The organism is Pinibacter soli, from assembly GCF_029961145.1.
Lineage (GTDB): Bacteria > Bacteroidota > Bacteroidia > Chitinophagales > Chitinophagaceae > Pinibacter > Pinibacter soli.
This window is the reverse complement of sequence record NZ_JASBRG010000002.1, coordinates 15,309-36,565: the sequence shown is the minus strand read 5'-3', so window position 1 is coordinate 36,565 and position 21,257 is coordinate 15,309. Positions and strand designations below refer to the sequence as shown.

Annotated in this window: 20 protein-coding genes; 15 read left to right on the top strand and 5 right to left on the bottom strand. The window is 40.2% G+C overall.

Annotation, left to right across the window (positions count from 1 at the left end; translation table 11 throughout):
• Positions 1-87: 87 nt before the first annotated feature.
• Positions 88-912, bottom strand: coding sequence for a ThuA domain-containing protein (locus QJ048_RS03600; RefSeq protein WP_282332961.1), 825 nt, complete (start codon positions 910-912; stop codon positions 88-90).
• 197 nt (positions 913-1,109) lie between these two features.
• On the opposite strand from QJ048_RS03600, the gene pyrH reads away from it, so the two are divergent.
• The 3 genes from pyrH (at position 1,110) to QJ048_RS03585 (ending at position 3,009) form a co-directional block, all read left to right on the top strand.
• The gene (gene pyrH / locus QJ048_RS03595; RefSeq protein WP_282332960.1) at positions 1,110-1,823 is read left to right on the top strand and encodes a UMP kinase; all 714 of its coding nucleotides are present in this window, start codon (positions 1,110-1,112) and stop codon (positions 1,821-1,823) included.
• Between the two features lie 159 nt (positions 1,824-1,982).
• Positions 1,983-2,717: a hypothetical protein gene (locus tag QJ048_RS03590; RefSeq protein WP_282332959.1), complete on the top strand. Its 735-nt coding sequence runs from the start codon at positions 1,983-1,985 to the stop codon at positions 2,715-2,717.
• A 115-nt stretch (positions 2,718-2,832) separates the two neighbouring features.
• The gene (locus QJ048_RS03585; protein WP_282332958.1) at positions 2,833-3,009 is read left to right on the top strand and encodes a hypothetical protein; all 177 of its coding nucleotides are present in this window, start codon (positions 2,833-2,835) and stop codon (positions 3,007-3,009) included.
• Here QJ048_RS03585 and QJ048_RS03580 read toward each other — a convergent pair.
• Positions 2,998-5,475, bottom strand: a complete 2,478-nt coding sequence (locus tag QJ048_RS03580; RefSeq protein ID WP_282332957.1) for a DUF5686 family protein — start codon at positions 5,473-5,475, stop codon at positions 2,998-3,000. The two genes, QJ048_RS03585 and QJ048_RS03580, sit on opposite strands and share 12 nt — an antisense overlap.
• Before the next feature lie 305 nt (positions 5,476-5,780).
• Here QJ048_RS03580 and QJ048_RS03575 point away from each other — a divergent pair, with 305 nt between their 5' ends.
• The 7 genes from QJ048_RS03575 to bchE all read left to right on the top strand — a co-directional run bounded on the left by QJ048_RS03575 (position 5,781) and on the right by bchE (position 12,151).
• A complete protein-coding gene (locus tag QJ048_RS03575; RefSeq protein ID WP_282332956.1) occupies positions 5,781-6,404 on the top strand; it encodes a hypothetical protein in 624 nt (207 codons plus the stop codon).
• Between the two features lie 89 nt (positions 6,405-6,493).
• Positions 6,494-6,793 (top strand): winged helix-turn-helix domain-containing protein, encoded by a 300-nt coding sequence (locus QJ048_RS03570; RefSeq protein ID WP_282332955.1) that lies wholly within the window; start codon positions 6,494-6,496, stop codon positions 6,791-6,793.
• 61 nt (positions 6,794-6,854) lie between these two features.
• Positions 6,855-8,372 carry a DUF4153 domain-containing protein gene (locus tag QJ048_RS03565; RefSeq protein ID WP_282332954.1) on the top strand — a complete coding sequence of 506 codons (1,518 nt, stop codon included), beginning with the start codon at positions 6,855-6,857 and terminating at the stop codon, positions 8,370-8,372.
• Between the two features lie 53 nt (positions 8,373-8,425).
• The gene (locus QJ048_RS03560) at positions 8,426-9,538 is read left to right on the top strand and encodes a DUF6688 domain-containing protein (protein ID WP_282332953.1); all 1,113 of its coding nucleotides are present in this window, start codon (positions 8,426-8,428) and stop codon (positions 9,536-9,538) included.
• An 8-nt stretch (positions 9,539-9,546) separates the two neighbouring features.
• On the top strand, positions 9,547-9,915 hold the full coding sequence (locus QJ048_RS03555) for a diacylglycerol kinase family protein (RefSeq protein WP_282332952.1): 369 nt from the start codon (positions 9,547-9,549) through the stop codon (positions 9,913-9,915).
• Positions 9,912-10,601, top strand: coding sequence for a DUF1361 domain-containing protein (locus QJ048_RS03550; protein ID WP_282332951.1), 690 nt, complete (start codon positions 9,912-9,914; stop codon positions 10,599-10,601). The genes QJ048_RS03555 and QJ048_RS03550 overlap by 4 nt, the downstream gene beginning before the upstream one ends.
• Before the next feature lie 92 nt (positions 10,602-10,693).
• Complete coding sequence (gene bchE / locus QJ048_RS03545; protein WP_282332950.1) at positions 10,694-12,151, top strand: magnesium-protoporphyrin IX monomethyl ester anaerobic oxidative cyclase; 1,458 nt, start codon at positions 10,694-10,696, stop codon at positions 12,149-12,151.
• A gap of 93 nt (positions 12,152-12,244) precedes the next feature.
• Here bchE and pdxA read toward each other — a convergent pair whose 3' ends face one another.
• Positions 12,245-13,348, bottom strand: a complete 1,104-nt coding sequence (gene pdxA, locus QJ048_RS03540) for a 4-hydroxythreonine-4-phosphate dehydrogenase PdxA (protein ID WP_282332949.1) — start codon at positions 13,346-13,348, stop codon at positions 12,245-12,247.
• Positions 13,349-13,598: 250 nt separating this feature from the next.
• Here pdxA and rsmA point away from each other — a divergent pair, with 250 nt between their 5' ends.
• A complete protein-coding gene (rsmA, locus tag QJ048_RS03535; protein ID WP_282332948.1) occupies positions 13,599-14,354 on the top strand; it encodes a 16S rRNA (adenine(1518)-N(6)/adenine(1519)-N(6))-dimethyltransferase RsmA in 756 nt (251 codons plus the stop codon).
• A gap of 100 nt (positions 14,355-14,454) precedes the next feature.
• Positions 14,455-15,375: an NAD(P)-dependent oxidoreductase gene (locus tag QJ048_RS03530; RefSeq protein WP_282332947.1), complete on the top strand. Its 921-nt coding sequence runs from the start codon at positions 14,455-14,457 to the stop codon at positions 15,373-15,375.
• A 139-nt stretch (positions 15,376-15,514) separates the two neighbouring features.
• Here the strand turns inward: QJ048_RS03530 and QJ048_RS03525 are convergent, their stop codons facing one another.
• Positions 15,515-15,886: a co-chaperone GroES gene (locus QJ048_RS03525; RefSeq protein ID WP_217790273.1), complete on the bottom strand. Its 372-nt coding sequence runs from the start codon at positions 15,884-15,886 to the stop codon at positions 15,515-15,517.
• Positions 15,887-16,155: 269 nt separating this feature from the next.
• Between QJ048_RS03525 and QJ048_RS03520 the strand changes: the two genes are divergently transcribed.
• Positions 16,156-16,854 (top strand): response regulator transcription factor, encoded by a 699-nt coding sequence (locus tag QJ048_RS03520; protein WP_217790274.1) that lies wholly within the window; start codon positions 16,156-16,158, stop codon positions 16,852-16,854.
• A 102-nt stretch (positions 16,855-16,956) separates the two neighbouring features.
• Here QJ048_RS03520 and QJ048_RS03515 read toward each other — a convergent pair whose 3' ends face one another.
• Complete coding sequence (locus QJ048_RS03515) at positions 16,957-19,647, bottom strand: MGH1-like glycoside hydrolase domain-containing protein (protein ID WP_282332946.1); 2,691 nt, start codon at positions 19,645-19,647, stop codon at positions 16,957-16,959.
• A gap of 449 nt (positions 19,648-20,096) precedes the next feature.
• On the opposite strand from QJ048_RS03515, the gene QJ048_RS03510 reads away from it, so the two are divergent.
• Positions 20,097-20,819 (top strand): 3'-5' exonuclease, encoded by a 723-nt coding sequence (locus QJ048_RS03510; RefSeq protein ID WP_282332945.1) that lies wholly within the window; start codon positions 20,097-20,099, stop codon positions 20,817-20,819.
• An 11-nt stretch (positions 20,820-20,830) separates the two neighbouring features.
• A complete protein-coding gene (locus QJ048_RS03505; RefSeq protein ID WP_282332944.1) occupies positions 20,831-21,220 on the top strand; it encodes a RidA family protein in 390 nt (129 codons plus the stop codon).
• Positions 21,221-21,257 lie beyond the last annotated feature (37 nt).

Below are 21,257 nucleotides of genomic sequence, written 5' to 3'. Positions count from 1 at the left end.
TACAAACCTTGCAGAGCGACAGTTGAATGTTGTAATGCAAAACTGACCTTGAGCCTTCAGTCATTCAGTCATTCAGTTACTCAGTTATTATTTCTTCCCCAGCCACAGCAGACTATTAATAATAAGCCTGTTCTGTATTTCATTTCCAAAAGTGGAAGACAGTTCTTTGTTCGTGCCTCCATCATAATCCATGTCGTTGTGGCCCATGTTCATGTATACCATCTTATATTTCTTGTTTGTCCAAACAATTGGATAATAACCGCTATGCCATATTTCATGGGGCTTTGGGCCAGTGCCTAACGGAAAGCTGCTGCTATCAATAGCAATTAGAATGTCGATGTTGGGATTTTTTTTCAAATCGTTTGACCACCGATACCATTCGTTCGGCTGAGTAGTAAACACAGTGGGCAAGCCTTTCGTTACAGGATGCTTTTTATCTTCCACGCGTACAATCGCTGAAGTAGGATGCCATGTATTGCTCACATAAGAACCCGAACCAAGAAACTCATTGTGGTACCAATCCCAGTTTTGCGGAAATGCTGATGGTGTCAACGCAAATGCAGAAAAATGAAAGCCCATCCAGGCTCCGCCATTTTTCATATATTTTTCAAACGCCACTCTTTGTGTGGAATCATCGGGTCTTGTGTCCAAGAAAAGGACAACATTGTATTTAGCAAGTACAGTGTCATTCATTTTACTCCAGTCATTTATAGAATCGTACGTAAATCCATACCTGGCTGCCATTTCAGGAAACCATTTATTTGCTTCGTGCACAAAACTTATGTGTGCGAGATCGCTTTTGGCAGTGTAGAAGGCAATGACTTTAAAGGATGATTTTTTTTGCGCAAAGCATGTGGTAACAGATAGCAGTAATAAGAAAGCTGCAATCGGCTTCAAAAAATATTTGTTCATTCGATTGTTGTTAAGGAAAAGAAAGGTATGGATTAAAAGTTGTTCGCTTATTGTTGTTAGTTGTTAGGCTTCATGTTTGATATTCGTCATTTCTACGTCAATCTAGAAGCGGGGCGGCAACTAGTAACTAACAACTATCGCTTGGCAACTAACAACTATTTCCTTTTGCAATTCTCATAAAATACTATTTTCGCAAAATGCAACCTAAATACAAACGAGTTCTGCTCAAACTCTCCGGCGAATCTTTGATGGGCGACAAAAGTTTTGGATTAGATCCCGCAATGCTGTCCGCATATGCAAGAGAAATAAAAACAATTACGGATGTAGGTGTAGAAGTAGCGCTTGTGATAGGTGGAGGTAATATTTATCGTGGAATGAATGAAGCTGAAACCGGCATTGAAAGGGCACATGGCGACTACATGGGTATGCTTGCGACAGTAATAAACGGAATGGCGGTGCAGGCTGCCTTGGAAAAAGAAGGTATTTATACCCGTTTGCAAAGTGCCATTAAGATGGAACAGATTGCTGAACCATACATTCGCAGAAGGGCGATGAGGCATTTAGAAAAGCACAGAGTGGTAATTTTTGGCGCCGGTACTGGTAATCCATATTTCACCACGGATACCGCAGGATCACTTCGCGCCATCGAAATCAAAGCGGATGTTATTTTGAAAGGAACACGCGTTGACGGCATCTATACCGCTGATCCTGAGAAAGTTAAAGATGCGCAAAAATATGAAACCATCACTTTCGCCGAGTGCATTTCCAAAAATCTGAAGGTTATGGACATGACGGCTTTCACCCTGTGTATGGAAAACTCGCTGCCAATCATCGTTTTTGACATCAATAAACCAGGAAATCTATTGAAAGTAGTCCTGGGCGAAAAAGTGGGAACACTTGTAAAAGATTAAAGAATTTGCCCATACCACTTGCTAATATGCAAGCTGCGACTTATTTTTACGCATACGAAAACCACCTTAAGGTGGTTTTTTTATACACTAATCCCTGGAATCCTTTGAAAGATCGAATTCAATTTTTTATGCCAAACGGTATTTAAAATTTCCGTGAGTATGAACACTATGTTAACAATGTTACTTACCATTCATCTTTCAATTGGATTGTTGGAAATGATATTTTTCCAACTATGCGCCGTACTTCTCGGCTTTTGCATCCATTTCTTTATTGTATCAAGACGAAATAATGTTCTTCCTAAAAAGAATAAATCTCCTTATGCCTTAACAGAGGCAGATGAGTGGAAGCTGAAGTACTTCGATGAGTCTGAGAAACAACAGAAGAAATATCAGAATCTGGAAGAAAGACTTGAAACCTCTGTAAGAGAATTGGACAACGCACAGGTGGAGCTGGAAACCACCCAGCTCGAAAATCTGAAACTTCATAAAGAGAAGGCGAGATTACAATTTGCCGAGAATGCTGCTGCCCAATTGCAGGAAGCTATCGAAGTAATAAAGGAGAAAGATCTCGAAGTTGCGCTGCTAAAAGAACAGATCGAAAAGCTTCGCAAAAGAAAATCAAAATCTACGGCCGAGCCTGAAGCTGAATCTGCGGTAAAACTAAATGCCGGGACTGTTAATCTTGATGCTTTGCAGGTGAAGCTGGAATCTTTGCATAACGAAAATCAGCAACTATTGCAACTGGTTGCAGACAAAGAAACCAAACTTCACGCTTTTAATTTTCAGCGCCAGCAACTGATGAGAAAAATTACTTTACTCGAAGATCTTAATAATGACATTCGTCAATTGGGCGATACTTCCGCTGCACTGCATGAAGAGACTACAACGCCTTAAAGTTTGTATAAAAAGGAAACTACTTGCTTAAATGGAGAGCTTAGGTGGAAACGCCTGAGCTCTTTTGTTTTTCCGAGAGACAATAACCGAATAACTGATTAACTGAATAACTGAAATGTTCAAGTTCAATTTTGCATTCCGCTCTGCAAGGCTTGTAACCTTGCAGCACAATTCTATCGTCTTTGACGATAACAGTATTGCGGGAGGCAATAAAATAAAACTGCAAGGCTACAAGCCTTGCAGAGCGATCACTTCAGTTATTCAGTTATTCGGTCAATCACTAGAAGCCTAACCTGAAGCTTCCAAACACTCCAAATCTTTCAATATGGTTTTCCGGTAAAGGCGTTGGCAATACTCGCCACACAAAATCAAGACGGAAGAATTTAAAAATATTATCAACCCCTGTTCCGATCTCCATGTAGGTTTTGCCGCCAAGGGTTTGGAAACTATTGTAGCTGTTGTTAAAGTTCAGGTCGTAGTTTTCTTTGCTCAGGTTTCCATTGATCATTTTAAAGTTATAAAACTGCCTGAACTTAAGTCTTCGTGTTAAAGGGATAAACCTGAACAAGCCGTTTCCGAAATTGTGTTCGAAAATAACACCCACATAGCGATCCGTTATGTATTGGAAACGGTTCATTAAACTGAACGCAAATTTGTTGTAATAATAAATTTCATTTCCCGGCACTACATCCAGCAGCATGTAAGGCAACGTGCCATAGGTACGGCCGCCGAAGAAATTATAATAAATGCTACCGTAGGGCGGAATTTTTATATAATCATAAACGCTTCCAAACAACTTGTGATAATCGTAGTTGCTGCCAAAAACGCCCGAGATACCCTTAGAATATTTAAACTCAATAATAGGGTAAGGGCTTCCCATGCTTACCCGATAGAAATGGCTCTCCAAAAACTTTTCGAGGTAAGCAAAGCGGAACATGATGGATGCTTCGAAATTGTTCAGTGAATTTCCCGAACCATCATCGTACAGGCTTTTGGGCGGAAGATTTTGAACCGGATCAAACCTTTTGCGTATAAGCGCAGGCGTTATAGAGAAACCACTGGTCCATTCCTTGAACATTTCAAGCCTGTATTCTTCCACTTTCATGAACTTTAGCGGAACGCCCGGCTTGCGTATAGCAATGGCAAAAATGTTATCCGGACTAATTTCGCCGTAATTGATCTGACCATTTTCAAGATCTTTTGTATACGAACCATAAACACTTAATCGCGGATTACGTTTGAAGATATACATGGCATCGGCCTTATACTTGAACTGATGATCCGACCAACCATAAGCAAGATAACCGTGCAGTAAAAGATTTTTATTGAATCCATAATTCGTGCTGATATCAAAACGTGTGCGGAAACCTTCAAGGCTGTTGTATGTAAACCAATTATACCACGGCCCGATATCCCAGTTACCAATACTTTTATAACCTGTTGCAAGGAAAGAAATGGTGTTTGTGTACTTTTGGAACAGTGGCATTTTTTGCAGCGTATCGATCATTGAATAGATCGCTTTTTCATTCTTATTCAGTTCCTCATGCCTGTTGGCTTTCCAGAATGAATCTGCCTGGTCGCGGGCATCAGGCTCAATTACGACTTCCTGTTTTATCTTGTTATGGTTGATCGCGTCCGAAATGGTCGGAAGATCAAATTGCGGATTCCGGTAGGTGGTCGTTTTTCTTCCTATAACCCCGAATCTTGTTTTGCCTATAGGAGCAATGTCCACTACAAACTTATCTTTTGAAATAAACCACGACGAATCATTGACCATGGAATACTCCTGGATAAGACTTAGCTTTTCAACGAAGTTGATGTTCGCATCTTTGGATAAAAACAGATTCATCTTTTGAATAGCAAACGTAGTATCATGTACCCAGCAATCACCTTCAAACGTATTTTCACCCCGACGCTTTGGTGCGAATGAAAGGTGTATTAAACGGCGCTTGTTTACATATTGCGTATCCAAAACTCTATAGCGGTAATAAGCATCACCATTGTCTGAAAGCGGGCTTACAAATTGTTTGTCGAAAACCGGGATAAAGTTTGCATAGATATTCACGTTTTGATCGGTACCACCCAGGAACTTTGTAATGCTTTCATTTTTTACACCCAGCGTTTTGCTTGCTTTGATAATCTCACGGCTTTTAAAAGGACTTTTTTGGGCGTAGTAATCCGAAATAGTTTCAGTTAAAAATACCGGGAGAAAAGTTGTACCGTTAGATGTGTCTGCATTTTCAAGAATGAAGCCGAAAGGCCTGAGCAGTTTTATTTCTTTTAGTCTTTCTTTGTTGATACGATTAAAATCCAGTTCCAGTTTGTTGTACAATTCGTAGGAATAGTTGTCGAATCTGTAGCGGTCGTTATACGGTTTTCGTTTTACTATCCGCTTCCACATTAGTAATCCGCGGTCTATTTTTCTTTTTACCACAACGGCAGTTTCGTATTTACCACGATCTAGCGGTATTACAAGAAAAAGAGTGTCGCCTGTTGCATTTTGATGAATGTATTCGTGGCTTAAAAAAAGTTTATAGTCTTTATAGCCAACATAAGTTACTTCCAGCGTATCGGTTGGCCAGGAATCAAAATAGAAAGTAAAGGAACCGGAAGAGTCGCTTAATTTACCTGATTTGGCATTAATGAAATCAATTGAGGCAAAAGGAATACGCTCATCGCTCAAGCCATCTTTGATATAACCCTTTATAACTTTCGACTGGGAAAAGCCTATCAAAGCACTAGTACATGATACGATCAAAAGAAGGGTTGAAATAATTATACTTTTCAAAGGACGATGCATCCTCAAAAGTACGCCAGAAAATAATAACTGAATTACTGAATTATTGAATAACTGAGTGATTCTAAGTGAATAACGGCTTACCAGAATAAATGAGTGTTTAGATAGTTGAATAAACTACAAAATCAGTCAATCATTTGTTCAAATCGGCAGTGATTTTATTATTAATTACCGGGCAAGCAGCATTGATTCGCAAGCAACAAAACGTTAAAACGTTTGGAGTGTTCGCTTTTTTTACATTACTTTGTTTTTCAAAGTACTTTTATATGGATACTTCATCTAAGCCTTTAGATACTTTACAGGACATTAAAAAGATGATGGAGCGCTCAAGCCGCTTCATAAGCCTGAGCGGATGGAGTGGTGTGGGCGCCGGGGTTTGTGCGCTGATAGGCGCATGGCTGGCACATGAAAAGTTGAATTCATTTTTAAAACTGGATGTTGAAAGCAGATATTATTCTGTAAAAAGTCTGGAGTATAATTTGTTTTTAATAGCTCTTGCCGTTTTGGCGGCTGCATTAATACTGGCTTTCACTTTCACCTATATACGAAGCAAAAAAACTGGTGTTGCGATTTGGGGAACAAGTGCCCGCAGATTGGTTTGGAACACTCTTTTGCCTATGGTTGCAGGAGGTGTGTTGATCTTAAAAATGATTGACCTTGGTTTTTACACTTTGATTGCCCCCACTTGCTTGCTCTTTTATGGTGTGGCGCTTGTGAACGGAAGCAAGTACACAATTGGTGAGATCAGGTATTTGGGATATGCACAAATATTGCTCGGCATGATCAATTGCTGGTTATTGCATTCTGGACTTATTTTGTGGACGATAGGTTTTGGTATCTTGCACATTGTGTATGGATTGGTGATGTGGTGGAAATACGAAAGGGAATAATTTGAAAATTGAAAATGATGAAGAACAGTTTGGGGCATGGCGTTACGGGTAAAAACTCATAGCTCATTACTCATAACTCAAAACGTAACATGAAAAATCCGATTGAGAATTTAAATAAAGTGTTTGACAGCCGTGTTCGCCTTGGCATAATGAGTGCCCTGATGGTGAATGAGGAGGTGAATTTTAATGAGCTTAAAGAATTGATCGGCGTAACAGATGGTAATCTTGCTTCACACATGAAAACGCTGGAGGAAAATACCTACATAAAAGTGCAGAAAGGTTTTATAGGGCGTAAAACAAACACAACTTATTCCATCACCAAGGTTGGTGAAAAAGCATTCAAACAGCATTTGGAGGCCTTGGAAAAAATGATTAAATCCTTAGGGTGATTTTTTTTGTACATGGACTTTGTAACTCAAAGTGCTTTTAATATAACAAACAACAAATCTCATGAACGAACAGCTACGAAAATTGACCTTATATGTAATAGGAGCTTTTCTATTCAATATTCTTTTTTATCGCGAACTAATGGCACTCAATACCGTCTTCTTTGATGCTTTTGTTATTTCGGCTTTGTTTTATCTGTACCCTTCCGCCAGGGCAAATGTGATTGTACGCTGGTTATTGGTGGCTAATGTGGTTTGCCTTGGCACTCTTTTATTGCATAACACGGTGCTTACGAAGTATGCATTCATCTGCACGCTTCTCTTAACTGTTGGGTTTGCTGAATATACGCATCGTTCGGCGTGGTATGCAGGTGGTTCTGTTTTTCTGAATTTCTTTTTGTTTATTGGCAACCTTGCGGAAACCGTAAGTGGCGCACTTAGCGGAAAAAAGAAGCGCAAATCAAATTGGGCGAAGTATGTAAAGTTTTCAATTATTCCCGTGGCAATCGCTTTTGTGTTCTTCATTATTTATGCCGGCGCAAACAGTGTATTTGCAAGCATTGTGGGCAACATAGCCAACTGGCTGGAGATAAATTTTAAGCGCTTCTTTTTCGTGTTCAAACCGGAGAGAATATTCTTTACGCTTTTTGGATTCTACATCATTGGCTCTTTATTGGCGAAAACCAGAATCAATTACTTCAGCGTAACCGATATCGCCCACAGCGATGAATTGGTAAGAAGAAAAAAGACGGTGCAGAGAAAATTCATGATGCAACCTATGCAGGTAAAGGATTTTTCTATTATCGGGTTGAAGAATGAAAACCTGACCGGCGTGATAAGTCTGGTGTTATTAAATGCCTTGTTGTTTTTCGTTAACTGCATTGACATAAATTATGTGTGGATGAACTTTGAGTTTAGTCCCGACAAACCTTTGTACAAACTGGTGCATGAAGGCACAGGATTGCTTATAGTTTCCATTATTCTTGCAATGGCAGTAATGCTGTTTTTCTTTAAAGGCAATTTGAATTTTTACAAAAAAAATAAATGGTTGAAATATGGAACTTACCTGTGGATATTCCAAAACGCGTTTCTTGTATTATCGGTATTACTGCGCGATTATTATTATATCCAGCATTATGGATTGGCGTATAAAAGAATAGGCGTCTTGTTCTTTTTGTTGATGGTATTAGTAGGGTTGATTACCGTGTTTATAAAAGTGTATGCTACGAAAACAAGTTACTTTTTATTCAGGGTAAATGCCTGGGCAGCAGTGTTTCTATTGGTTGTAGCAACATGGGTTAATTGGGACGTAACGATGGTGAGATACAATCTTGCCCACAGAAATGAGATCGCGTTATTGGATACTGATTTTCTGCTTGGTTTATCGGATCGAACTTTGCCTGTGTTATATGAAAACAAAGAGGTTTTCGTCGCCAGCGATCCCACGCGGGAGGAGAACATTGATGAGCGAGTAAAAAGATATTTGAAAGACCAGGAGCAATATTCATGGCTATCGTGGAACTATGCGGATAGCAAGGTGAAAAAATATTTTTCGAATGCTAATAAAACCGCTGCGAAATAAAACGAATGGAACAATTGCTATCGATCACTAACCCTCAATAAATAATAACCTGTATGGGAGCATTTGGTTTTTTTGTAATCCTTCTGAGTACCTTCGGATTGCCGGGACTTGCTGTGGTAATTGATTTTATTGGTTTTTTACGTACTGGAAACAGGGTAGTAAACAGGAATTTAATGCGAATAGTTGAAGTTCTTTCGCTTGGTGTTTTACCGCTAATGTATGCAGGGTTTGGAAGTCTTAATGACTGTTGTGGCGACAGTGCGGTTTTTTCGCCTGACCACCAGTTAAGTGTGGCGGTTGTAATGGTATTTTGTTTGACCGCGTATTTTTATTCAGCCTATCGCGTGCGAATTGCGACTCCTGTAGTTGAAATAATGACAAACGCTTTTTTATTTATTGGTATCGTATTAAATGTTGTTATTGCATTTCATACAGAAGAATTCTGGATGGCCTTGGCAGGAAATGTGCCGATTATACTTTTAGCATTGTTGATGCTTGTAAAGAATCATCGCCTTTTCATTGAGCAATCGCAGGAGCTTAAATCGAATACAAAGAATAAGTTTGAACGCATAGCGTGGCAAATCTTAACCCTCCAGCCTTTTTTAAAATATCCAATCATCCTCATTCTATGTTTACCAATTTTAACGATCCTTGTATTAATACTTTTGCTGGCAGGGCAGAAGCCGGACTCACTGGTTAGGGCCTTCACGGATACCTATAAGCATGGCTTTTCCGAGTGGGATTACAAATGCGCCAATGTTGAGTGCGGCGGTCATTATCTTTGTTCCGTTGCAGCTAAGGGCCATAAGAAGGTGGTAAAACCTCAAAGGTTCGGCGTGAGACACGGCGGGCTTATTATTTGCAACAGACAATTACTGGTATCTAATGCCTTTGAAGAATTGCTACAGGAAAAGGCTCCCCGTGCTCATAAGTTGATTAGCGGACAATACAACAAAGTTGGGAATTTTATTCATCGCTATTATGGCGTCTTTAATATCAAGGTTGTGTCGGACGTTATTTACTTTTTGATGAAGCCCCTTGAATGGCTATTCCTTTTAACCCTTTACACATTAGACAGAAACCCGGAGAATAGAATTGCGAAACAATACCTAAGTATTTCAGACAGGCAACAAATTAACAACTTAAGCAATTGTACAACTAAATGACTTTCCAAATGCAAAGCAAACCATTTTCAATAGCCGATAGATGTAAAGCATTCACCTATGCTTTCAATGGCATTGTGAAATTTGTAAAATATGAACACAATGCATGGCTTCATTTTATTGCCACAATAGCTGTTGTTGCTTTTTCTCTTTACATGAAAATTGCTGCCGCGGAATGGATCGCCATTTTACTGTGCATTGGTTTTGTGTGGACGATGGAGCTCATTAACACTGCCATTGAAAAAATAATGGATCACCTGCATCCCGATATGCACCTTAATGTAAAACTTATAAAAGACATGGCCGCCGGTGCCGTGCTGATTGCTGCTGTCATTTCATTCATCATTGCTTTAATCATTTTTATTCCCAAATTTTTATGACACGCATACTTTATTTATCAAGAAATATTCAGCGCATTTGCAGTATAAAAAATGAAGCAGAAAAAGTTTTATTTACCAGTTGCTGCTTCAGTATTTTTCTTTCCGTGGTGAGGGTTTTACATACAGGTAAAATAACCTTTTTGTCTTTGTGCTGGAATTTGTTGCTGGCGTTCGTTCCGTTTTTTATGTCGCGATTAATGACCAGGAATTTTGTGCACATACAAAACAAATGGCTGTTCAGCGTGCTGTTTGTCGTGTGGCTGCTCTTTGTTCCTAATTCATTTTACATCATCACAGATCTTTTTCATTTAAGTGAATGGCACGCTACACCCCTGTGGTTCGACCTTTTGCTAATCATGTCTTTCGCGTGGAACGGTTTGCTGCTTGGCATTCTATCTATCAGACACATTGAAAAGATGATCAATGTGCTGTGGTCAGTAAAGAACGATTGGGTGCTTATTTATCCTATAATGTTCCTCAATGCTCTTGGCATTTACATTGGGAGATACTGGCGTTACAACAGTTGGGATATCATATCAAATCCATTTGAATTGATTCGCGACATATATCGCATCATTTATCATCCGGTACAGAATAAGGAGGTGTGGCTAATGGTTGCCGGCTGGAGCATTTTCCTCAGCTTGTTGTATGCAGGATTGAAGAAGATGAGTAGAGAAGTTGAATAAATTTGTTCGTTGATAGTTGTTGGTTGTTAGCCTTCAAGTGTTTCAAATTTTAGCTACATCTAACAACTAAATTAATCCCAAATTAAACCGATATGAAAATTTTAATTATTAATCCTCCGCACTTATCGATAGGAAGCAGAATGGCAAAGGAACATTTGCCGCCACTCGGCTTACTCTCAATTGCCGGTCCTTTGATCGATGCAGGGCATGAAGTGAAATTGCTGGACGCAGACTATTATTTTTTGAAAAATAGCCAGGTCGTGTCACAGATAATAACACACGAACCCGACGCAATCATGCTTGGGCATTCAGGATCAACATCTGCGCAGCCAATCATTAACGACATTACAAATGCTGTAAGAATTATAGATCCGCGGATCAAAATTATTATTGGTGGTGTGTTTCCGACATACCACTGGCAGCAAATTCTTGAGCAGAATCCGCAGATCGATTACATCGTTTGTGGAGAAGGCGAAGAAATTACTTTGAATCTTATTACGGCATTGGCAAAGGGTGGCTGTTTGGAAAATACCAAGGGGCTGGCATTTAAACTTAATGGCGTTCCAATTAAAACCGCACCTGCAGAAAACATTAAAAACCTTGATGCCTTTCGTGTCGCATGGGAACTCATGGATGGTTACAATTATACTTATTGGGGAAAACGGAAGGCCGTAGTGATACAGTTTTCGAGGGGTTGTCCTTATCCGTGTACTTATTGCGGACAAAGTTTGTTCTGGAAAAAATGGCGGCACCGTGATCCTCAGTTGCTGGCAGATGAAATAGAAATGCTTCACAAAAAATATGGCGTTGAAGTGATCAATTTTGCGGATGAAAATCCTTCTTCAAATCCTAAAGCTTGGCGCCAGTTTCTTGAAGCGTTGATTGCAAAAAAAATGAAGCTGATATTAGTTGGTTCGATACGTGCAGATAACATCGTGCGTGATGCAGAGTTTCTTCATTTGTACAAGCAGGCAGGTTTTGAGCGCTTCTTATTGGGAATTGAAAATTATGATGAAGTGGTTCTTGAAAGAATTAAGAAAGCTGGTACTGTTTCAAAAGATAAACAAGCCATTCAGCTTTTGCGTGAACATGGTATACTGTCAATGGCTACCTATGTGGTTGGTTTTGGAGAGGAAAGAACCAGGGATTTTTACAATAGCTTAAGGCAGTTGTTATCCTACGATCCCGATCAGGTGCAATTGCTGTACGTAACGCCGCACAAATGGACGCCTTATTTTGAAGATGTAAAAGACAAAGAAATTATCTTAACCGATCAGCGAAAATGGGATTACAAACACCAGGTAATGGCTACTAAATATTTGCAGCCTTGGATAGTGATTATCTATGTGAAGCTGATTGAAATAATTATGCAAACCAGACCCAGTGCTTTAAAGAGACTATTCTTCCACAAAGAAGCAAGGTTGCGAAGTGCCATGCGTTGGTACACACGAATTGGGAGAAGGGTATGGTTTTGGGAGTTGTACCAATTCTTCTTTGTGACGAAATTGACGAAAGAAAAAATTACGATGACAGAATTCTGGGTTCAATAAAGATTGTGCTTATCCCTTAAACCTAAAACGGCCGGATCATTCCTGATCTGGCCGTAATTATTTTGAACATTAATTATCCGGTTGTACTAACAACTACTCCAGGTCTATCCTCTCATCGACAGCATTCGCCAAAATGCTCGCAGTGATCTTCTTCAATGGATTTCGGTTTCTATCGGTATATCCTTTTCTTGCAGATGCAATGTCAATGCAGCTGAATATTGAAGCCACAAAAGATGTATAAGAAGCTTTGTTTTTTCCGGCGATATCAAAAGCAGTTCCGTGATCAGGTGACGTGCGGACAACATTTAAGCCTGCTGTAAAATTTACTCCTTCACCAATAGCCAATGATTTAAAAGGAATCAATCCCTGGTCGTGGTACATAGCCAATACTCCATCAAACCTTTCATGCATGCCTCTTGCGAAAAATGCATCAGCGCTGTATGCCCCAAACACCAAGGCATTGTTGTTTTGTCTGAAAGCCTGGATGGCAGGTTTAATTATTTTTTCTTCTTCATTACCAATCAGGCCTTCATCGCCAGCATGTGGATTAAGACCAAGGACAGCAATGCGTGGCTTGTCAATACCAAAATCTTTGATTAGGCTTTCGTGCATAATTGCCAATTTGGAAAGAATTGCTTCCTGTGTAATGTGCTTTGCAACTTCAGCAATAGGCAAATGTTCTGTAACCAGGCCAACTTTTATATTTTCTGCTACCATGAACATCAAAACATCTTTTGCGTTCATAGCATCTTTTAAATAAGGTGTGTGCCCTGTATAGTTAAAATCTTCTGATTGCACATTCTTTTTATGGATCGGCGCCGTTACAAGTCCGTCGATATGACCGTCTCTCAACGCTTCCACGGCAGCGGTCAATGATTTAACCGCATACTTTCCGCCGATTTCATTTAGCTGTCCGGGCGTTATGGCAACCTCTTCTTCCCAGCAATTGAAAATATTTACCTGCTTGGGGCTGATGCGGGTAAACTCCTTAATGCTTTGGTAATTGAAGTTTATATCTGATAGTGACTTACGATAAAAGTTGATCGATTTGTTTGATGCAAATACAATTGGAGTACATTGATCTAGAAGGCGATTGTCGGATAAAGCCTTAATAATCAGCTCCAAACCAATGCCATTTAGGTCTCCGCAAGAAATCCCGATAACCGGTTTGTGCTGCTCAGAAGAAGTTGTATGCATGCTGTAAAAACAATTTGAGGCTTAAAGGTAAGGAATTAGTAGGGAGTTGAGAATGGAGAATGGAGAATTGAAAGTTGAAAGTGCGGTTGTTAGTTTGTGGTTGTTAGTTGCTGTAGGGTGTTGCGAACCTATAGGCCAAGGCCAAAATTCAGCTTCAGTTATTCAGTTACTCGGTTATTCAGTCATTGCACTCTCAACTTTCAACTTTCAATTTTCCACTCCCCGCTAACTTTGCCTATTTTTGCCCCACATGTATACACTAAAAAAATCCCTGGGTCAGCATTTTTTGAAGGATGAAAATATCTGTAAAAAGATTGTCAGTTCCTTGCAGACGCATCCATTCAATCAATTGCTGGAAGTGGGACCGGGCGGGGGAGCGCTGACGAAATACCTGATCGAAATTCCGCATATCACCTTTAAAGCGGTGGAACTGGATGACGAAAAGGTAGAGTTTCTTCATAAAACATACCCCGTTTTAAAGGACAAGATCATTCACAAAAGTTTCCTGGACGTTGACAAGCCTTTTGAAGGCAAGTTTACTATAGTTGGAAATTTCCCGTACAACATTTCCACGCAAATACTTTTTAAAGTGCTGGAATGGAAAGAAGATGTTGAGATTGTAGTAGGTATGTTCCAGAAGGAAGTGGCTCAGCGAGTAGCCGCACCGTCGGGCAATAAAGTGTACGGCGTGTTGAGTGTGTTGGTGCAGGCTTTTTACAAGGTTGAATACTTATTTGATGTACATCAAAACTGCTTTAACCCACCACCCAAAGTAATGAGCGGCGTTATTCGACTGGTGCCGAGAACAAACGTTCCTGAAATGAAGAGTGAAAGAGCATTTTTTAATCTCGTTAAAACTGCGTTTAACCAACGCCGTAAAACATTACGCAATGCCGTAAAAGGGTTGTTTACTCCCGAGGTATTGAAAGACGAAATTTTTAATAAACGCGCCGAGCAATTGACGATTGAGGATTTTGCGAAGCTCACTTTTTTAATGAACTACTAACAATTAGAAATTAAAAGTCAAAAGTAAAAAGTCAAAAAGGTCGAGCTGTAAACAGTTTTTGACTTTTGAATTTTTAATTTTGACTTTTTAACTTAATACAATGAAGGCCATTATAACTGCCAAAGTACACGACTACCTGAAAGAAAGACTTGCTGAGAATGGATATGAGGTGATTTATGCTCCGCAAATAACGTACGATGAGTTAAGGGACGCTATTGCTGATGTCAATGGTTTAATTGTTACCACCCGTTTAAAAATCGATAAAAACATACTGGATGCCGCCTCAAAACTTAAGTGGATTGGGAGATTAGGCAGCGGCATGGAACTAATCGACGTTCCTTATGCGCAAAGCAAAGACATCCAATGCGAAAGCAGTCCCGAAGGAAACAGAAACGCTGTGGGCGAACATGCACTGGGTCTATTGCTCAACATGATGAACAGAATTTCCATCAGCCAGCAGGAGGTGAGGGAGTGGAAATGGATCCGTGATGCCAATCGCGGTACTGAGCTTACTGGAAGAACAGTTGGTTTGATTGGCTTTGGAAACACAGGACAGGCATTTGCGAAAGTCCTTTCTTCTTTTGACGTTACCGTTCTCGCTTATGATAAATACAAATATGGTTTTGCCAAAGGCAATATCCACGAAGCAAATCTTGAACAGATCGGCAGGTATGCAGATGTTGTGAGTTTCCACGTACCGCTAACAGAAGAAACGCGCCACATGGCGAATGATGATTTCTTCAACAGTCTTCAGCAGAAACCATATTTCCTCAATTGTTGTCGTGGCAAGGTACATGACACAGCCGCTGTCATCAATGCGTTGAAAAATGGCAAAATAACTGCGGCCGCATTAGATGTCTTGGAAAATGAAAAGCTCGACACATACACACCAGAGCAGAAAGAACAACTGGATTGGCTACTCGCACAACACAACGTAATCGTTACGCCACACATTGCCGGCTACAGCCACGAAGCGTTTTATAAAATGGCGAAGGTGGTGCTGGATAAGCTTGGCTTGTAATTAATAATTAATAAAGAATAATTAATAAGGCGGCATTCAGTATTGAATGCCGCCTTTGCTTTATCTCAAATTTTGTTGAGGGTTGCAAGCCATTTCGCAATCAACCCTATTAATTATTCTTTATTAATTCCTAATTGTCCTACAGTTCCTCTTCTCTTTCCAACAACAAAATCGCACCCTGTGGTACTATATAATATTTGTCGCCTTCGTAGATCACTTCGGTGGCGCCGCTTAAAAGAAAGATGGCGAGATCGCCTTCTTTGGCTTGTAACGGAATGTATTTTACTTTGTCATCATCCTGTTTCCATGGCTCGTCTTCTGTTGGGACAGGAATTGCATAGCCCGGCCCGGTTTTAATGATATAGCCTTGTTGTACTTTTTCTTTCTCTTGTATGCCTGGCGGTAAGTACAAGCCGCTTTCGGTGCGCTCATTGGGCTTGGTTAAACGAATCAATACCCGATCTCCAATTACTATCAGTTTTTTTATTTTATTGTCGTTTGTGATATGCATTGTGGCATTAGATTTTAAGCAAAGTTAGTGCTTAACGCAAAGCGCAAACGCCATGGTTCGTGTCCTCACGAACCATTCTATAGTCTCTGCTGTTGGCAGTTCGTGAAGACGTGAACCGCTGCAGCAGCCAATGCTGAGTCACCTGTGTCAGGCTTTTAGCGTTAAGCATTGAGCGTTAGCCCCAACTTGGTTTAACAAAAAATTACACGCACCTCTTTTGACCCTTGCAAAAATGGGTTAACTTTATTTTCTACTAAACAAGTATAATCATGGAAGATAAGAAAGCAACAATATTATTGTGCGAAGATGATCAGAACCTTGGATTGGTCTTGAAAAATTACCTTGAGCTAAACGATTATGATGTAGTATTGGAAAGAGATGGCCGCCTTGGTCTCGCAGCTTTTCAACGTCAAAAATTTGACCTCTGCCTTCTGGATGTTATGATGCCACACATGGACGGCTTTACACTTGCAGAAGCGATCCGCGACGTAGATCCTGAAATTCCTTTGTTCTTTTTAAGTGCAAAAACAATGAAAGAGGACATCATTCAGGGGTACAAACTTGGCGCAGATGATTATATTACTAAACCGTTCGACAGTGAAGTTTTATTACTAAAAATAAAAGCGATCTTAAAACGCAATGAAGATCTGAACAAAGAGCAGGAGAATAAAGAATACAATCTCGGCTCTTATCATTTCAATCCAAAACTGCGTGAACTGAGCCACGGGGGCAAAACACAAACGCTTTCTCCTAAAGAAAACGAATTATTGAAAATGCTCGCAGAGCACTTGAATGATCTGCTACCAAGAGATCAGGCGTTGAAGAAGATTTGGGGCAGCGATACTTATTTCAACGGTAGAAGTATGGATGTGTACATTGCGAAATTGCGCAAATACTTAAAGGACGATGAAAAAATTGAAATCGTTAACATCCACGGAAATGGCTTCCGTCTTGTAGTACAGGAGTAATTGTTTAAATGAAGGATAAATAAAAAAAGACAGAGTTTGTGCTCTGTCTTTTTTGTTTGCCTATGTCATAATTCGCGTCTTCACGAAACGCGGCTCATTGTATTACACATTCGGCGTTAAGCGTTCCACATTTACCTCCGCTTCTTCAAACAAACTCAGTGGAGCTGCTACCGCTGTTTTCTTGTGCGTTAAACTATTGATCAAATCAGCAATTAAAGCCGTCCATCCCGTTTGGTGATTGGCGCCAAGTCCTGTTCCGCTATCGCCGTGAAAATATTCGTAGAATAACACTAAGTTCTCGTTGCCTTTTTGTTTGTAGAACCAGTTATAGTCACCATTGTAGCGACGCTCGTTATATTCATTTTTTTCAAACAAACTGATGACACGTTGTGTCAATTCGTCGGCCACTTCTTCCAGGTTTAGTTTCTTGCCGCTGCCGGTGGGATATTCTACCATCACGCTCTCGCCATAAAACTTTCCATATTTTCTTATGGATTGAATGATGAGATAGTTGATTGGCATCCACACGGGTCCGCGCCAATTACTGTTTCCGCCAAAAATATCAGAAGTACTGTCTCCCGGATCATATTGAATGGTGTGGTCAATTCCGCCAAGGGTTACGCTGTATGGATTTGCTTCATGATATTTTGACAATGCTCTTATTCCGCCAGGGGATAGGAAATGATCTTCATTCAACATTTTCTCCAGCAAATAAGTAAGTTTTTCGCGGGGAACGAGAGACAGCAATATTTTCTCCCTGTCACCACGCTCTTCATTTGGCCAGAAACGTTTGTTCTTTTTTCTATAGCTCTCAAACCAAGTAACGCGCTTGGTAAAATCTTTCAGCTTGTCAAGCGTATTTCTTTCGATGATCGACACCGCAAATAACGAAGTAAGACCAACGATCGATTGGATGCGCAAAGGCATTGGTGCCTCGCCCGGAAGATTGAGGATATCGTAGAAGAACTTGTCTTCAGTGTTCCACATGGTATGTTCATTAAGTGCCTCTGCAATCAAGACAAAGTGCTCAAAAAATTTGGTTCCGGCATCTTCAAAGCCAATGTCTTCTACCGCAATTTCCAGTGCAATGTCCATCATATTCAAGGCATACATGCCCATCCAGCCAGTACAATCGGCTTGTTCCAGCTTCATCTCCGGCGTAAAGTAATGACTTCGGTTAAACACACCGATATTATCCAGGCCAAGGAATCCTCCTTCAAAAATGTTGTTTCCCCGAACGTCTTTGCGGTTGATCCACCATGTAAAATTGATGATCAGCTTTTGGAAAATTCTTTTTAGAAAAACGATATCTCCTTTGCCGGTTTTTTCTTTTTCTATCCTGTATACTTGCATCACCGCCCATGCATGAACAGGAGGATTCACATCGCTGAAGTTCCATTCATACGAAGGAATTTGCCCATCCGGTTTCATGTACCATTCACGCATGATGAGCAGCAATTGATGCTTCGCAAAATTGGCATCAACAAGCGCCATTGGTATACAATGAAAAGCCAGATCCCAGGCGGCATACCACGGATATTCCCATTTATCCGGCATGGCAATAATATCCTGGTTCTTTACGTGCTGCCACAAATGGTTGCGACCCTGGTTCCTGTTCGGATGAATAGGAGAAAGGCCATCAGGTACAGTTAGCCATTTTTCTACATCGTAACGGTAATATTGTTTGCTCCAAAGCAATCCCGCCAACGCCTGGCGCTGCACCTGGAAAAGATCTGACTGCGGATCACTTTTCAATATTGAGCGATAGAAAATGTCAGCTTCTTCTTTTCTTGTTTTGAAAATGTCTTCCGCGCCATGGCCGAAAGGTGTGTCCAGTGCCGATTTTGAGAGACGACAATAAATTGTTTTTGTTTCTCCGGCAGGAACATGCAGTTTGTAAACAGGAGCAAATTTTGTCCCCGATTTTTTTTTATGCAACGCTTCAACATTCTCGCCGTTAATGATGGCCCTGTGAAATGCATCTTTCACAAAAGGCGTTTCATTTGGCAAATGCATTACCTTTTCCTTATTGGTTTCGTTTTCTGTAAAAAACCAGCTATCTGCAGGTTGAAAATAAAAATAGTATTTGCCCAGGCGCTCGTGCTCTGCAATAACAGAACTCTTATTGTTATATGTGATGCTTGGTTTTTTTTCATCGCCACCTTCGCCCCATCTGTTGTGGAACCATAGTGTTGGAAGTACTGTTGCTTCAGCAGCTTTATGATAGCGATTCTTAACATCGATTTTTATAAAAATATCCTGCGGCCCCTGTTTTGCATATGTAATGTATACGTCAAAGTATTCGTTGTTATTGAATATGCCGGTATCCAGCAGTTCATATTCTGTTTCCGCCTTACTGCGTTTGCGGTTCTTCGATAAAAGTTTATTGTATGGATATTCCTGCTGCGGATATTTGTACAGGAATTGCATATAATAGTGTGTAGGCACATTGTCAAGATAGTAGTACAATTCTTTTACATCCTCACCGTGATTGCCTTCGCTGTTAGTTAGTCCGAATAAGCGTTCTTTAAGTATGGGATCTTTACCATTCCAAAGTGCAACGGCAAAGCATAGGTTTTGAAAATAATCAGAAATTCCAGCCAGGCCATCTTCACCCCATTTATATACGCGACAGGATGCATGGTCATGTGGAAAATAGTTCCACGCATCTCCGTATAAACTGTAATCTTCTCTTACTGTTCCCCATTGGCGCTCACTTAAATAAGGTCCCCATTGTTCTAACGGCACTGGTTTCTTTGCGTTTACTGTCAGTCGCTGATGTTCTGCTGTCATGATTTTTCTATTTAAACTTGGCTTTCATTCGTCACGCTGCAATAAAGTGCCTCAAAAGCAGATACTTTTGATTTCAAGTTTTTAATGCAGTTTTTCTTTTTTAAATATGGCAACTAACGTTATTAAAAGATACGATAGAATTGTCAAAAATCAGCAACAAAAATATAACTTCAAAATTTTGGTGATTGATGTCCTCCCTGCCACAGTAAAGGTTTAACGACTTGTTGCTGGTAAATATTGCTTTTAAGTTTCGTGATTCTCGCTTGAATGGGTTTGCACAATGGATTTGAAAGTATGAAAATGTGGGAATTTGAAAATTCTTTAAGTGAGTCTTTTAGAATTCATTATTTACCTTCCGATATTTGGAGAGTTACATTTGAAAAATGAGAAGTTGTGCAGAAAGAATTTTCAAATTATCATATCCTCAAATTTTCAAATTAAATTAGCGTATGCCATTGACATTCCCCATACAGAATATTCTATTTCTAGATATTGAAACCGTTTCTCAGTTCCCGACTTATGATCTTGTGCCAGAAGGCTGGAAGCATTTGTGGCAAAAGAAAGCAGATGTTTTGCTGCGCGGGAAGGAAGACGATACAGCGGCGTCCATTTATCAGCGTGCCGGCATTTATGCTGAGTTTGGAAAGATCATTTGCATTTCGTGCGGCTTTATTGCCGGGCACGGGGAAGAACGAAAAATATCGCTGAAATCCTTTTACGGAGATGATGAAAAGAAATTGCTTACAGAGTTCAATGCAATGCTGAATAAATGGGCAAGCGATGACAATAAATACCTCTGCGCACATAACGGTAGAGAATTTGATTTTCCTTACCTCTGCCGCCGCTTGATCATAAACGGACTGCCCATTGCATGCGGGCTAAATATGCAGGGCAAAAAACCATGGGAAATAAAACACCTCGATACGATGGAAATGTGGAAGTTTGGTGATTATAAAAACTATACGTCGCTTGAGCTGATGGCGCACAGCCTTGGTGTACCAACTCCAAAAGATGATATTGATGGAAGCATGGTGGGCGAGGTGTACTGGAATTTGAAAGACATTGAGCGGATCGTAAATTATTGTCAAAAAGATGTAGTGACTGTTGCGCAGGTTTTTCTTAAGCTTAATGGCGAAGCGATGATCACAGATGCGAATATTGAAATAAAATAAAATCGTTACAAATGGGCAACAGAACAAATTATTCGTCAGGCGCAAAATGGGAAGATATTGTAGGGTACAGTCGCGCTGTAAAAGTGGGTAACGTTATCGAGGTAACAGGCACCGTAGCAGTTGATGATGACGGAGATGTTGTGGGTGACGATGACGCATATGCGCAAACAAAATTTGCTATCGAGAAAATACAAAAAGTACTTCTGCAGGCCGGCGCGGGACTTGAGCATGTTATAAGAACACGTTTATTCGTAACCGATATTTCCCGCTGGGAAGAATATGGAAGAGCTCACGGAGAGTTTTTTAAAGACATCAAACCCTGCTGCTCAATGATTGAAGTAAGGGGCCTGATTGATCCGGATTATTTGGTGGAGATAGAAGCGACGGCAATAATTGAATAACTGAGTAACTGAATAACTGAATGTTTCAAATGCAATG

What these genes read in the sequence shown, in the direction of transcription:
- QJ048_RS03600 (WP_282332961.1), bottom strand. Translation starts at nt 912, where the DNA reads ATGAACAAATATTTTTTGAAGCCGATTGCAGCTTTCTTATTACTGCTA.
- pyrH (WP_282332960.1), top strand. Translation starts at nt 1,110, where the DNA reads ATGCAACCTAAATACAAACGAGTTCTGCTCAAACTCTCCGGCGAATCT.
- QJ048_RS03590 (WP_282332959.1), top strand. Translation starts at nt 1,983, where the DNA reads ATGAACACTATGTTAACAATGTTACTTACCATTCATCTTTCAATTGGA.
- QJ048_RS03585 (WP_282332958.1), top strand. Translation starts at nt 2,833, where the DNA reads ATGTTCAAGTTCAATTTTGCATTCCGCTCTGCAAGGCTTGTAACCTTG.
- QJ048_RS03575 (WP_282332956.1), top strand. Translation starts at nt 5,781, where the DNA reads ATGGATACTTCATCTAAGCCTTTAGATACTTTACAGGACATTAAAAAG.
- QJ048_RS03570 (WP_282332955.1), top strand. Translation starts at nt 6,494, where the DNA reads ATGAAAAATCCGATTGAGAATTTAAATAAAGTGTTTGACAGCCGTGTT.
- QJ048_RS03565 (WP_282332954.1), top strand. Translation starts at nt 6,855, where the DNA reads ATGAACGAACAGCTACGAAAATTGACCTTATATGTAATAGGAGCTTTT.
- QJ048_RS03560 (WP_282332953.1), top strand. Translation starts at nt 8,426, where the DNA reads ATGGGAGCATTTGGTTTTTTTGTAATCCTTCTGAGTACCTTCGGATTG.
- QJ048_RS03555 (WP_282332952.1), top strand. Translation starts at nt 9,547, where the DNA reads ATGCAAAGCAAACCATTTTCAATAGCCGATAGATGTAAAGCATTCACC.
- QJ048_RS03550 (WP_282332951.1), top strand. Translation starts at nt 9,912, where the DNA reads ATGACACGCATACTTTATTTATCAAGAAATATTCAGCGCATTTGCAGT.
- bchE (WP_282332950.1), top strand. Translation starts at nt 10,694, where the DNA reads ATGAAAATTTTAATTATTAATCCTCCGCACTTATCGATAGGAAGCAGA.
- pdxA (WP_282332949.1), bottom strand. Translation starts at nt 13,348, where the DNA reads ATGCATACAACTTCTTCTGAGCAGCACAAACCGGTTATCGGGATTTCT.
- rsmA (WP_282332948.1), top strand. Translation starts at nt 13,599, where the DNA reads ATGTATACACTAAAAAAATCCCTGGGTCAGCATTTTTTGAAGGATGAA.
- QJ048_RS03530 (WP_282332947.1), top strand. Translation starts at nt 14,455, where the DNA reads ATGAAGGCCATTATAACTGCCAAAGTACACGACTACCTGAAAGAAAGA.
- QJ048_RS03525 (WP_217790273.1), bottom strand. Translation starts at nt 15,886, where the DNA reads ATGCATATCACAAACGACAATAAAATAAAAAAACTGATAGTAATTGGA.
- QJ048_RS03520 (WP_217790274.1), top strand. Translation starts at nt 16,156, where the DNA reads ATGGAAGATAAGAAAGCAACAATATTATTGTGCGAAGATGATCAGAAC.
- QJ048_RS03515 (WP_282332946.1), bottom strand. Translation starts at nt 19,647, where the DNA reads ATGACAGCAGAACATCAGCGACTGACAGTAAACGCAAAGAAACCAGTG.
- QJ048_RS03510 (WP_282332945.1), top strand. Translation starts at nt 20,097, where the DNA reads ATGCCATTGACATTCCCCATACAGAATATTCTATTTCTAGATATTGAA.
- QJ048_RS03505 (WP_282332944.1), top strand. Translation starts at nt 20,831, where the DNA reads ATGGGCAACAGAACAAATTATTCGTCAGGCGCAAAATGGGAAGATATT.